Source organism: Streptomyces sp. NPDC005799 (assembly GCF_040630525.1).
GTDB classification, from domain to species: domain Bacteria; phylum Actinomycetota; class Actinomycetes; order Streptomycetales; family Streptomycetaceae; genus Streptomyces; species Streptomyces griseorubiginosus_B.
In genome coordinates, this window is the sequence record NZ_JBEXXQ010000007.1 from 12,911 (window position 1) to 25,492 (window position 12,582).

The following is a 12,582-nucleotide window of genomic DNA, read 5'->3' on the forward strand; positions in this document are numbered from 1 at the left end:
TGGGAAGCGCGACGTCGCGCGATAGCGTGGAGATGACGAGACGAGAGGGTGGACACCGTGAGAACGCCTGAACCGCTTCCCTCAGCGGAAGCCGAATTGCGTGCGGCCGCCCCCCATGCGCTGGTGGACACCGCACGCCGCGTCCTCGCCGAGCGGGTCGGCGCCCAGGAGGTGACACTGCTCCTCGCGGATTACGGCCTGACGGTCCTGCAAGCGGTCTCCCACCTGCCGCGTACCCACAGCCCCGTCCCCGCTCACGAAGGGCCCGCGGGCAGCGCCTTCAGCACCCAGAAACCGGTGCTGGAAGTCGCGAAGGAGCCGACGGGCCATGTGGCACACCTGCCCATCACGGTGCGCGGGAACCGCCTGGGTGTCCTCTCCGTACGACTGCCCGCCGGGGCCCCCGATCCGGACACGGTGCTTCAGCTGGGTGACTTCGCCACCGCGCTCGGCCATGAGGTCATCACCGCCGGCCGTGACACCGACGTCTACCTCCAGGCCCGCCGCACCCGCCGGCTCACGCTGGCCGCCGAGATGCAGTGGCAACTCCTCCCCGGAGGGGGCTGCGCCCGCGAGGAGTACGTCATCGGCGCCCACCTCGAACCCGCCTACGCCATCGGTGGCGACAACTTCGACTGGTCCGCCGGCGCGGACCACCTCGTCCTCACCATGACCGACGGTATGGGACAGGGGATCGACGCCTCTCTGCTCACCAGTCTCGCGGTCAGTGCCCTGCGCAACGCCCGGCGCGCCGACATCGGCCTCGCCGACCAGGCGTGCCTGGCCGACCAGGCCGTCTACGCCCAGTACGGCGGCAAGGTGTACGCCTCCACGCTGCTGCTGCGGTTCGAGCTGGCCACCGGCACCGTGTGCGCGGTCGACGCGGGTTCGCCCCAGCTGTTCCGCCAGCGTGACGGGCGCACCGAGCAGATCGAACTGACGGCCCAGCTGCCGCTGGGGATGTTCGAGGAGACCCTCTACGAGGAGCAGACGTTCCAGGTCCGGCCCGGAGACCGCCTCATCGCCGTCAGCACCGGGGTGCACGGTACGCGTTCCGCCAGGGGCGATCTCTTCGGCGAACGTGCCCTGCGCCAGATCCTGAGTGCCACCCGTCCGACGGCACCGCACGAGACGGCACGCGCGATCGTCGCCGGGCTGGTCGAGCACTACGGCAGCAGCGATCTGGCCACGGATGCCGCCGTGGTCTGTCTCGACTGGAACGGCCGCCGGAACTGAGGTCTCACCGGGAGCCGTCGCCTTCCTTGTCGGCTCGGTCCTGAGCCGTCAGGAAGGCCCGGACACCCCGGCTCAGGGCCGTCCGCTCGCCGGGCTCCATGGCCGCGAGAACCATGGCGAGCGCCTGGGATCTGCGCGCGGCCACTTCGGCAAGCACCTGCCGGCCCCGGTTCGTGAGGACCAGTTGCACTTCGCGTCGTTTGTGCGGATGCAGCAGACGCTCCAGCAGGCCGGCCGCCTCCAGCCGGTCACAGAGCCGACTGGCGGTCGGCGGCCCTATGTCCATGCCCTCGGCCAGAGCGGTGAGATTGAGCCCTGGTTCCGATTCCAGGATCCGCAGGGCCCGCAACTGGTGCGGCGACAGCCGCAGGCTGGCTCCCTGGGCGGCCACCGACCACAGGTCCGACAGAGCGTCCACGGCATCCGCGATCTCCAGCGCGACGGACCGGGGATCCTCTCCTGATCCGTTCGACCGGTCGTCTCCCGAGCCACTGAGACGAGTCACGCCCACATCACTTTCAGTAACCACCTGCCCATGCGGATACCACCCTCATTGAACGCGGTACCCGAAGAGCCGTCGAGCAAGCACCTCCTGATCGTCTCTTGCTGCTTCCGCACATACGCAGCGCTCTGCGGGGCAGTGGCTGTCAGGCGGGCTCAGGCGGGCTGGGATGTCTCCGGCTCGTTCTGCGGGGAGGGCTCGGCGGTTTGCGTGGTGGTGTAGAAGACGGAGCGGCCCTGCTTGGTGCGCTGGGCGTGGTTCCTGGCCACCAGTCCCTCAAGGGTGAGGCGCACGATCTTGGTCTTGATGTCCCGCTCGGGGTGCTGTTGTTGCAGTGCGGTGGCGACTTCGGCGGCGGAGCGGGGCTCCTGCTGGCCGGCCAGGTGTTCGCGGACGAGGTCGACGAGTTTCGACAGGGCCGACGGCGCGGTCGGGGCCGGAGCTGATGTCTTCTTGCCTGTCTTCCGGGCGGAGGCGGTGGACTTGGTGACTCGCGCCTGCTTGTCCTTCCCGGATCCGGTGGCGGTCTTCCTCTTTCGGGGAGCGGGCACCGTCGCGGTCTCGGGGGCAGGCTGGATGGGAGCTGCCGGTACACCGAGGGCCTGTTGGATGTTCACCAGGACGGTGTGGTCCTCCTGCAGGGCGCTCAACTGCGCCTGCAGTGCTTCGATCTCCTCCTGGACACGATCTTGTTCCTTGAGGTTGCGCTCAAGGTCGCCTGCCACCTGTGCGCTGTAGTGGGACGTCAACTCGCTGTTGCCGGCAGTGGTTTCGGACATGATGCTCACACTCCTTCGCGGGGCGTCATGGTCGACCGGAGACAGGCCATGACGTGTGCGGAATCAAACGCGTGTGCTGTTCATCCTGGTGCTGTGTGAGCAGCAGTCGTTACTGCCGCACAGCTGTGTTCAAGCGATAGTACGGAAGACATGTGCTTCGTTGTCCACTACATGGCTGAAATCCAGCAGAAACCGAGCCGGGTGCCGAGAACGTCGGCCGGCTCGTCGACGACGACCACAGGAGCGAAGACATGGAACAGCACGAGATCACCGAGATCCTGAACCGTCCGGCCGCCATGACACACACAGCGCGGGCCGGGAGCTGTCCCGGCCCGCGCTGTGTGTCAGACGTTCGATGTCAGCCGAGCAGCTTGCTCGCCAGGGTCGCGGCGTTGTACGAGCCCCAGCCGGTGGTGAAGTCCCAGCCGGTGGACGCGGAGTAGGCGCCGTTGCTGCCACTGGTGATGTCATGGAAACCGGTGCCGCTCGCCGAGTACAGGGCCGGGTTGGCGAAGCCGAGGCCGGCCTTGCCCGCGGCGGCGGCCTGCTGGTTGTACAGGGCGGCGAACGCCGCCCACTCGGGGGCCGCCGCGCTGGTGCCGCCGACCGAGGACCAGGAGCCCTGCGAGTAGATGGACACACCGGGGCTGGGGTTCGCGTGCGCGGAGACGTCCGGCACCTGACGGTAGCCGCCGCCGGCGCTCTTCTGGACCGCTGTCTGCCAGCTCGGGATCTTGAAGACGGAGGACTTGCCGCCGCCACCACCGGACCAGGCGACCTCCTTGCTCCAGGCGTTGGCGGAGGTGACCGTCAGCTTGGTGCCGCCGACACCGGTGACGTACGGGTCGCTGGCGGGGTAGTCCACGGACGTGCCGCCGTCGCCCGCGTCGTCGGAGCCGTCGTCACCGGAGGCGGCGTAGAAGCCGAGGCCCTGTGCCGCGCCCGCCTTGAAGACGGCGTCCACGGCGTTGATGTTGGACGTGGTGCGGGCGCTTTCGGCGGCACCCCAGCTGATCGAGGTGGTCGGGATGCCGCTGTCGACGATGGCCTGGTAGGTGTCGACCTCGCCGGCGTCGGAGTTCGGGCCCTCGAAGACGGTGACGTTCGCCTTCGGGGCGATGGCGTGCAGCACCTCGATGTCCAGCTCGACCTCGACCTGCCCGTCGCCGAGAGCGCCGGAGCCGCCGTCGACCTTCTGCACGGTCGGGGTGGGCGAGCCCAGGCCGTAGTTGGTGTCGTACTTGGTGATGTTGGACTGCTGGAAGCCGTCGAACTCCAGCAGGGCGATCTTCTGGCCGCTTCCGGTGTAGCTGCCGGAGACGTTGTACCCGCCCTTGAGCTGGGCCGGGGTGTAGCCGCCGCCGGGGCCGTTGTGCGGGGAGACGGTCCGGGTGATCGCCTGGTGGTGGAGCTGCACGCGGTTGTTGAGGCCGGCCACGTCGCTGACGAGGTGGGCGAGGCCGGACGGCAGTGTCGGCGCGTTGTCGTTGGCGTAGAAGGAGCGCCCCGACCTGGCGTCCTGCCAGGTCGACAGCTTGGTGCCGAAGGCCTTCTCCAGTTGCGCGGCGGTGCCGCTCGCGTCGATCAGCAGGTTGCCCGAGTGGACCTTGCCGACGGTGAGGCCCTGCGCGTGGAGGTAGTCCCTGAGCTGCCCGACCTCCGCGTCGGTGCGACCGAAGCGCGCCGCGAACCGGCTCTTGGTGAGGTAGTGCCCGTAGGAGGCGGAGCGCGGATCGCTGACCTTGGCCACGAACGTGTCGAGAGCGCTGCCGCCTCTGGGTGTCAGGCTGATGGCCACCGATATGCGCTTCCCGGCCGCGACGTTCCCGGTGCGGTCCGCGTTCTGCTTCAGGCCTGGCAGAACGTCTCCGGCGATGGCGGCACGCGTGGTGTGCGGGGCGTTCGCGGCGTAGGCGGCGGGGACGACCGCGGTGACGAGGGCCGGCGCGGCGAGCAGGCCGAGCAGTTTCAGACGAGACTTCACTGAAGTCCTCCGGAAAGTGGGGGAGTTGTCCCGGGAGCGGAACGGCTTCACCGTAGAAACTCCGGCCCCACCCCCATAAGCGGGGGAACCCTTGCGTTACGTGTTAACGGTGGATGTCATGTCAACGGCGTATGTCCACAGCGCGACGGCCCTGTGCGCCGGTGGCCTGAGCGACCGTCACCGCCCTTTCCCGGCGCTCCACTTGGCCGTCGTCGCTGGTGTTCACAGCGGCCCCGGAGGCGATGACGGCGACCGCCATCGCGTGGGCGAGAGCGGTGCGCGAGCGGACCCCGACCTTGCGGTAGACCCGCGACAGGGTCCCTTCAACGGTCTTGACGCTGATGAACAGTTCGGCCGCGACCTCCCGGTTGGTGGCCCCGCCGCCCACCAGTTCGGCGATCCTGGCCTCGGTGGGCGTCAGGTCGGGCCCCGTCTCACGGCTCGAGGCCTCGACGCGGGCGAGTTCGTCCCTCGCCCGGGCCGCCAGGGGAGCGGCGCCGACACGGGTGGCGACCTCCAGCGCCTCACCGAGGGCGGTGCGAGCGGCGCTCCGGCGACGGGAGCGGCGCTCGACCGTGCCGAGTGCGACGAGAGTGCGCACCAGGTCGACCGGCAGGGACAGTTGACGCAGCCGGTCCGCGGCCGCACCCAGTCGCGCCGCGCCCTCCTTCGGCCGGCCCAGGCCTGCCTCGCGCAGCCCCTCCGACCGCTCCAGAGCCGCCCACACGCTGGCGGGCGTGCGGGGCGAGACGCGTGCACGGGCTTCGCGGAGCACCGCCCCGGCCTCGTCCGTCTCGCCCAGCACGACGAGTGCTTCGGCCAGGTCGGCGTACCAGTGCAGCAGGGGCGGATCGGCGGCGCCCATGGCCGTGCCCAGCTGCCTGACGCGCCGCAACGCCTCCACCGCGGCCGCTGCCCCGTGCGGGTCGCCGCCGAGGAGCTGAGCCTGCCCGAGCGCGGCCAGCGCGCGCAGCAGGAACAGCCGGTCACCGTCGGCCTCGGAGGCGGCCACGGCCTCTGCGGCCAGGTGCCGTGCCTCCTCGACGGGGCCGCCCGCGATGGCCGCGAGCGCGGCCGCGTACAGCGCTGGGGCCGACTGGGCCATGACCTGCGAGCAGCGGGCCGCGGTGTCCAGGGCCTCGCGGCACAGTCCGGCGCGCACCTGGATGCGGGTCAGCGCCACCAAGGTCGCCATGACCTCCTCGACGCCCGCCAACTCCGCGATCCTGTTCAGGAGTTCGCCGACCTGCTTGCGGGCCTCGGTCACCCGGTCGGAGTCCAGGGCCAGGATCGCCCGCATCCGGATCAGCCGCCAGCTCTGCGGGCCGCCTTCCGCGCCCCCGGCCAGGGCGAGCGCCTCCTGCAACGCGGCGTCGGCCGCGAGCGGGTCGCCTGCCAGGGATCGCACCCGGGCCAGCGTGGCGAGCGCCCCGATGCGGGTCTCCGTGTCAGCCGCCATGCCGGCCTGCCGAGCGGCGTGCCGGGCATGACCGGCTGCCTTCTCCAACTCCCCGCACAACAGGCCTCGTACCGCCGACCAGTGGTGCAGCCACGCCTCGGCCTCCGGGTCGCCGTAGGCGTCCCGCAGACCCTCTTCGATCAGGATGTGGGTACCCTCCAGTGCCTGCCCCGCGCTGCGCAGCAGAATCAGGCGGGCCCGGACCCGCTGCCGGGCCGAGCCCACAGCGAGAACGGTCTCCGCCGCCTCGCCGGCCTTCTCCAACTGCCCTGCGTCACACGCGAAGTCGGCCGCGGCCAGAAGCCGCTCGGCCCGGTCCGCGGGCCGGTCGCCGGGGGTGCGGCGGGCGGCGAGGCCGGCCAGTTCGCAGGCCGCCCCGAGGGCTCCGTCGAGTCGCGCGGACTCCGCGGCGGTCATCAGGACCAGGGCGATGGTCTCGTCCTCGTGCGGGTGGGCGTGGGCGAGATGGCGGGCCCGCTCCACGGGCTCGGTGACCACGCGGGCCAGCAGGGCGTGCGCTTGTCTGCGGTCGCTCTCCGTCGCGTCGGCGTGGACAGCGGTCCGGATCAGGGGATGGCCGAACCGTACGGTGCCTTCCGCGTCCGCCGTCGCGATGCCGAGCCGTTCGGCGTCCGCGAGAGCCGTGGCGGGGCCGGGAAGACCTGCCGCACGCAGCAGCGTGAGGCTGGGGTGAGCGGCGGTGGCGGCGACGAGGAGAGTGCGTCGCACGGGCTCCGGCAGGGTACGTGTCCGGCCCACCAGCAGGGTGCGCAGCCTTCGGGGCACGCGCAGCGGCAGCCCGAAGCCGTCGCGCGCCGGTCCGAGCAGGGCGGCCCGCGCCAACTCCAGTGCGTACAAGGGGTTTCCGACGACCGTGTCCTGGATGGCCCGCAGCCTCGTCGGCGGCAGATCGGCACCGGTACCGTCCCGGACGAGGTCCGCCACTTCCTCGTCCGTCAGCGGCGGCACCGAGAGTTCGGCGGTGCCCGGCGGGCAGCAGCGCAGCCACTCGGGCTGTTCACCCTCGGCCACCCGCTCGGCGGCCACCATCCTGACATTCAGGCGCTCCAGGCGCCGTACGGCGAAGGCGAGCGCCTCGGCGGTCGGCTCGTCGAGCCACTGCAGGCCGTCCACGACGAGGACGACCGGGTCGGCGGCGGCCAGGGTCCGCAGCACCTCGAGGACGGCGGCGCGTACCGCGAGCCGACCGCGCCCGTCCCGTGGTTCCGGGCCGCGCAGCAGGGCCGCGTCCAGGGCACGCCGGAGCTCGGGCGCGAGCGCGTCCAGGTGGCTGCGCGGCACCGGTGCGAAAAGGTCGGCAAGTGCGGCGAACGGCAGCTCGCCGTCCTCCTGGGCGGGCGAGCAGCGTAGAACCGTGCCGACCGCGTCCGTGGTCAGCGCCGACACGAGGACGGACTTGCCGATTCCTGCGGGACCGTGGAAAAGGACGCCGGAACGGGCCGACAACCTGGCCCGGGCCGCGTCGAGCAGTTCGGAGCGCAAGGTCAGTGACCGCGCCGCCGCGGAGCTCGCCCACCCGCTGTCCCGCACATCTCACGACCTCGAATCATGTGTTCATGACAACCTCACCGATTCCGCTTGTCAATGACCTCTGTCACGCCCGTTGATCACGCGGCCGCCGCCCCGGCCTGATCAAACACCCGCTCCTTGGGGGACGGCGGCCCGCGGTTTCCTCACCAGGGCGCGCACGACGGCCGACTTGGCCAGTTCGGGGGTGGTGACGTAGCCGACCGGGCGCGTCGGGCCGAGGTCGGTGATCCCGACCGGGTCCGGTGCGCCGGACAGGGAGAGCGCGGGCATGATCACCATTCCGTGCCCCGCTTCGGCTCGAGCGCGACGGAGCCGCCCAGCGTGGCGAGGGCCAAGTCGGCTTTCCCGTCGGCCACTGCACGCGTTCGTGGGCATGCTGCGCGGCCGGAACACCGGAAAGACCATCGTGCGGGCTACGGGAGTGCCCCTGTAGGCGGACCGGGCGCAAGGGGCCAGGGCTTACCGGCTCGCCTCCTGAACGGCGGGGAAAGCGGCGCGCCAACCCAACTCGGGGGCGATCAGGTGCCGTACGTCGTGCAGGATCTGCTCGTACTCCTCCCGGTGGAACTCGTACGGCAGTTCCAGGCGCAGTTCCGACACCTGCGCGAGGACGGGATCGGCCGTCAGCCGCTCCAGGATCTGCTCCGCGGTGCCGACCACGTCCGGGGCGAACAGGATCCGCTTCCCGCCCAGCGCGGCGACGGTCTGCGGCTTCAGGGTGCGCGCGTGTCGACTGGCCGCGTAGTCGCGGTAGCGGGTCCGGGTGGCCGCGTCGGCGCTGTCGTACGGCACGATCACCCGCCCCAGTGCCACGCGTGTCGTCTGCCGGTCGTCGCCGAGGGTGCGCCGGTACTCGGCGAGCAGGTTCGCCTGGGCGGTGGTGAAGTCGTCGGTGTCCTCGCCGGAGACGATGTTGCCGGACAGCAGGCTGAGGCCGTGCTCGGCGGCCCAGCGGACCGAGCGTGGGCTGCCTCCGCCGTACCAGATCCGCTGGACCAGACCGGGGTTGTGGGGTTGCAGCCGTGGCCGCTGGACGTTGCCGGGCGAGTGGATCACGGTGTCCGGGCCGCCGAGGTAGTCGCCGCGCAGGTGGTCGACCAGGCGGGCGATCCTGCCGTACGACAGGTCGAAGCCGCGCCAGTCGCCGTCGTACACCAGGTCGCCGAGGAGTTCGGCGTGCGGCATGCCGGTGCTGAAGCCGACCTGGAGGCGGCCGCGGGACAGGACGTCGGCCAGGGCGAGGTCCTCGGCCAGGCGGAAGGGGCTCTCGTAACCGATGGGGATGACCGCGGTCCCCAGCTCGACCCGCTCGGTGCGCTGGCCGGCCGCGGCGAGGAACACCGCGGCGGAGCCGACACCGTGTTCGAGGTGGCGCTGGCGGATCCAGGCCCCGTCGTAGCCGAGCCGTTCGCCGTACTCGAAGAGCTGGAGGGTCTCCTCCAGGCCGGTGTAGGGGTCGTCGTCGGCGAAGTTGCCTGGGGTGAGGAAGGCCAAGGAGGTGATGGCGGGAGTGCTCATGACGCTGCTCCTCGGCTCGTGGCGGTCTCGGCGGGGGAGGGGAGCCGGCCGCCGGGGATGGCGGAAAGGAGTTCTCGGGTGTACTCGTGGCGGGGGTCGGTGAAGAGCTTCTCGGGCGGTCCGGTCTCGACGATCCGGCCGGTCCGCATGACCGCGACCTGGTGGGCGATCTGGCGTACGACGGCCAGGTCGTGCGAGATGAACAGATACGCGACCCCTGTGTCGGCCTGCAATTCGGCGAGCAGGTCGAGGACTTGGGCCTGGACGGACACGTCGAGCGCGGAGACCGGCTCGTCGCAGACCACGAGGTCGGGGGAGAGGGCGAGGGCCCGGGCGATCGCCACGCGCTGGCGTTGTCCCCCGGAGAGTTCCGCCGGCCGGCGCGCCAGCGTGGCGGCGGGCAGGGCCACCCGGTCGAGGAGCTCGCGGGCCCGGTCGAGCCGGGAGGCACGGTCGCCGACCTTGAAGGCGCGCAGCGGTTCGGTGATCACCTCGGCGATGGAGAAGCGGGGGTCGAGGGAGGCGTAGGGGTTCTGGTAGACGAGCTGGGCGCGGCGGCGCAACTGCCTGGCCTGTGCGCCCCTGGCGGTGGTGACGTCGGTGCCGTCGAGGAGGATCTGTCCGGCGGTCGCGTCGGTGAGTCGCAGTACCAGGCGGGCGGTGGTGGACTTGCCCGAGCCCGACTCGCCGACCAGGGCGAGGGTCCGGCCGCGTGGGAGGGTGAGGCTGACGTCGTCCACGGCGCGCAGGGTTCGGGGCCCGTCACCGGCGCGGGGCAGCCTGTACTCCTTGACGAGGTTGCGTACTTCGAGCAGCGGTGCCGTCTCCGCCTCGGGGGCGGAGACCGGGGTGCGGGGTCGGGCGGTCGTCAGGCTCGGGGCGCTGGCCAGCAGGTGCCGGGTGTAGGGGTCCCGCGGACCGGCCAGGATGTCACCGGTGGGGCCGGCCTCGACGACCTTGCCCCGGGACATCACCACCAGCCGCTGGGCCCGGTCGGCGGCGACCCCGAGGTCATGGGTCACCAGCAGGACCGCGGTGCCCAGTTCCTGGGTCAGGGTCCGGAGATGGTCCAGGATGACCCGTTGCACGGTGACGTCGAGCGCGCTGGTGGGCTCGTCGGCGATGATCAGCTCGGGCTGCGCCGCGATGGCGATGGCGATCAGGGCGCGTTGCCGCATCCCGCCGGACAGTTCGTGCGGGTACTGCCGCGCCCGTACGGCCGCGTCGGGCAGCCCGGCCCGGTCCAGGACCTCGACCGCCTCGGCGGGAGCCGATCGGCGGGTCGCCAGACCATGGATGCGCAACACCTCGGCGACCTGGTCACCGATCCGCCGGACCGGGTTGAGGGAGACCGTCGGATCCTGGGGCACCAGTCCGATACGTGCCCCGCGGACGGTGCGCAGTTCGGCCTCCGAGAGGGTGGCGAGGTCGTGCCGGCCGAAGCGGACGGTGCCCGCGTCGATCCGGCCGTTCGCCGACAGCAGCCGGGTGATCGCGTGCGCTGTCGTGCTCTTCCCGGAGCCTGACTCGCCGACCACCGCGGTCACCTGTCCCGGCCACACGTCGAGATCCACGCCCCGGACGGCCTCGACCGTGCCGCCCCGGGTGCGGTACGACACCGACAGACCGCGTATCTCCAGCAGTGGTGTGGTCACGTCCTCGCCGTCCTCACGTTCGTCGGTCATGGCTGTCGGGACCATTCGCCGTCCAGCGCGCGGGCGATGCGGTTGGTTGCCAGCACGGTCGCGGCGATGGCCAGTCCGGGCAGCGCGGTCAGCCACCAGGCGTTGGCGAGGTAGTTGCGGCCGTCGGAGATCAACGTGCCCCACTCCGGGGCGGGCGGAGGAGCGCCGTAACCGAGGAAGCTGAGGGCGGAGACGGCCAGGATGGAGGAACCGAAATCGAGGGTGGCCAGGACGATCACCGGGCCCGCCGCGTTGGGCAGCACATGCCGGCCCAGCACCGAGTACCAGCGCGCCCCGCTCGCCCGCGAGGCCTCCACGAACACCGCCTGCCGCACCCGCAGCACCTCCGCGCGCGCCACCCGCGCGAACGAGGCGACGCTGGCGATGCCGACCGCGACCGCCACCTTCACCGTGCCGTAGCCCAGCGCGGTGACCAGCGCGAGGGACATGAACAGCGCGGGGATGGACAGGAGTACGTCGACGAAGCGCATGAGGACGTCGTCCACCCAGCGGCCCACGAACCCGGCGACCACCCCGAGCAGTCCGCCGACCACGAACGCGACCAGGACGGCGATCAGCGTCGCCTTGAGGGACAGTTGGGCGCCGTGGACGACCCGGGAGAACACGTCGCGGCCCAACTCGTCCGTGCCGAACCAGTGATGTGCGCTCGGGCCGCGGAAGTTCTGTGCGGGGACGCCCTTCAGCGGGTCCTGAGAGGTGAACACTCCCGGCCAGAACGAGGCCAGCACCACCAGGACGAGGACGACGACCGACAGCAACAGGCCCGGTCGGCGGGCCAGGAACCGCAGCACACGTCGTACGTCGCCGCGGCTCCCCGGCTCGGGGCCGGGGGCCGTGTCGACCGGCCGGGCCAGGCCGAGGGCGGTGTCGTCGACGAGGCTCTGGCTCATGCGAGGGCCGCCCTTCCGCCCGAGGCCACCACGATCCGTGGATCGAGAAGTGGGTAGACCAGGTCGATGACCACGTTCGTCGTCACGAAGATCAGCGCTCCGAACACCACGACCCCTTGCACGAGCGGGATGTCCTGAGCCGTGACCGCCGCCGCGGTGACGCGGCCGAGGCCGTCGCGGGAGAACACGGTCTCCACCACCACCGAACCGGCGATCAGTTGCCCCACGAGCAGGCCGACGACGGTCAGCGCCGGCAGGGACGCGTTGCGCAGGGCGTGCCGCAGATGAACCCGCCACCGGTCGGCGCCCTTGGCCCGCGCTGTCTCGATGTACGCCTGGTCCAGCGCGGTGAGCAGGCTCTTGGCGAGCACCTGGGCGACCTGCGCCCCGGTCGGCACCGCCAGCGTCAGGGCCGGCAGCACCAGCCCCCGCAGGCCGTCGTTGCCGAACGCGGGAAACCAGTGCAGCCGGAAGGAGAACAACTCGACCAGCAGCAGCCCCACCCAGAACGTCGGGACGGACACCCCCAGCGGCGGCAGCGACAGCAGCAGCTGCCGCAGCCCGCGCTGAGTGGTGTACGTCGCCACCACCGCCAGACCGCCACCGAGGAGCACCGCGAGCAGCAGGGCCGCTCCGGTCAGCTGCAGGGTCTGCGGCAGGGCGTCGGCCACCGTCGAGGTCACCGCACGACCGGTGGACACCGAGTCGCCGAAGTCCCCGCGCACCGCCCGGCCGAGGTACTCGGCGTACTGCACCAGCACCGGCTTGTCGAAGCCGTACTCGTGCCGCAGGGCGGCGATCTGCTTCGGGTCGACCTGCCCCGAGTCCATCCCGGCACTGGCCATCGCCGTGACCGGGTCGCCCGGCAGGTAGTCCAGCACCAGGAACGAGACCGTGTACGCCGCCCACAGCACGCCGACCGCCTGCGCGAGCCGTTTGATCACATAGCGGCGCATG

Annotated in this window: 9 protein-coding genes and 1 pseudogene; 1 reads left to right on the forward strand and 9 read right to left on the reverse strand. The window is 71.5% G+C overall.

From position 1 onward, the window contains the following. Positions 1 to 48: 48 nt before the first annotated feature. Positions 49 to 1,236, forward strand: a complete 1,188-nt coding sequence (locus tag ABZ453_RS08830; RefSeq protein WP_359013025.1) for a PP2C family protein-serine/threonine phosphatase — start codon at positions 49 to 51, stop codon at positions 1,234 to 1,236. 4 nt (positions 1,237 to 1,240) lie between these two features. On the opposite strand, the gene ABZ453_RS08835 is transcribed toward ABZ453_RS08830, so the two are convergent. The 9 genes and pseudogenes from ABZ453_RS08835 to ABZ453_RS08875 all read right to left on the reverse strand — a co-directional run bounded on the left by ABZ453_RS08835 (position 1,241) and on the right by ABZ453_RS08875 (position 12,581). After that, positions 1,241 to 1,741, reverse strand: coding sequence for a MarR family transcriptional regulator (locus ABZ453_RS08835; RefSeq protein ID WP_359013027.1), 501 nt, complete (start codon positions 1,739 to 1,741; stop codon positions 1,241 to 1,243). A gap of 152 nt (positions 1,742 to 1,893) precedes the next feature. Beyond that, complete coding sequence (locus ABZ453_RS08840) at positions 1,894 to 2,517, reverse strand: hypothetical protein (RefSeq protein WP_359013029.1); 624 nt, start codon at positions 2,515 to 2,517, stop codon at positions 1,894 to 1,896. A gap of 358 nt (positions 2,518 to 2,875) precedes the next feature. Next, positions 2,876 to 4,501, reverse strand: coding sequence for a S53 family peptidase (locus ABZ453_RS08845; protein WP_359013031.1), 1,626 nt, complete (start codon positions 4,499 to 4,501; stop codon positions 2,876 to 2,878). A 121-nt stretch (positions 4,502 to 4,622) separates the two neighbouring features. Continuing rightward, positions 4,623 to 7,511 carry an AAA family ATPase gene (locus ABZ453_RS08850; RefSeq protein ID WP_359013033.1) on the reverse strand — a complete coding sequence of 963 codons (2,889 nt, stop codon included), beginning with the start codon at positions 7,509 to 7,511 and terminating at the stop codon, positions 4,623 to 4,625. Between the two features lie 102 nt (positions 7,512 to 7,613). Continuing rightward, a pseudogene (locus ABZ453_RS08855) lies at positions 7,614 to 7,802 on the reverse strand (LysR family transcriptional regulator); the annotation flags it as partial. 168 nt (positions 7,803 to 7,970) lie between these two features. Then, the gene (locus ABZ453_RS08860; RefSeq protein WP_359013036.1) at positions 7,971 to 9,029 is read right to left on the reverse strand and encodes an LLM class flavin-dependent oxidoreductase; all 1,059 of its coding nucleotides are present in this window, start codon (positions 9,027 to 9,029) and stop codon (positions 7,971 to 7,973) included. Further along, the gene (locus tag ABZ453_RS08865) at positions 9,026 to 10,714 is read right to left on the reverse strand and encodes an ABC transporter ATP-binding protein (RefSeq protein WP_359013038.1); all 1,689 of its coding nucleotides are present in this window, start codon (positions 10,712 to 10,714) and stop codon (positions 9,026 to 9,028) included. The genes ABZ453_RS08860 and ABZ453_RS08865 overlap by 4 nt, the downstream gene beginning before the upstream one ends. Then, positions 10,711 to 11,625 (reverse strand): ABC transporter permease, encoded by a 915-nt coding sequence (locus ABZ453_RS08870; protein ID WP_359013041.1) that lies wholly within the window; start codon positions 11,623 to 11,625, stop codon positions 10,711 to 10,713. Before ABZ453_RS08870 ends, ABZ453_RS08865 begins: the two co-directional genes overlap by 4 nt. Then, complete coding sequence (locus ABZ453_RS08875; protein ID WP_359013043.1) at positions 11,622 to 12,581, reverse strand: ABC transporter permease; 960 nt, start codon at positions 12,579 to 12,581, stop codon at positions 11,622 to 11,624. The genes ABZ453_RS08870 and ABZ453_RS08875 overlap by 4 nt, the downstream gene beginning before the upstream one ends. Position 12,582: the final 1 nt, after the last annotated feature.

Excerpts from the sequence above, each read along its gene's own strand:
- ABZ453_RS08840 (WP_359013029.1), bottom strand. The coding sequence starts at position 2,517 with ATGTCCGAAACCACTGCCGGCAACAGCGAGTTGACGTCCCACTACAGC.
- ABZ453_RS08860 (WP_359013036.1), bottom strand. The coding sequence starts at position 9,029 with ATGAGCACTCCCGCCATCACCTCCTTGGCCTTCCTCACCCCAGGCAAC.
- ABZ453_RS08865 (WP_359013038.1), bottom strand. The coding sequence starts at position 10,714 with ATGACCGACGAACGTGAGGACGGCGAGGACGTGACCACACCACTGCTG.
- ABZ453_RS08870 (WP_359013041.1), bottom strand. The coding sequence starts at position 11,625 with ATGAGCCAGAGCCTCGTCGACGACACCGCCCTCGGCCTGGCCCGGCCG.
- ABZ453_RS08875 (WP_359013043.1), bottom strand. The coding sequence starts at position 12,581 with ATGCGCCGCTATGTGATCAAACGGCTCGCGCAGGCGGTCGGCGTGCTG.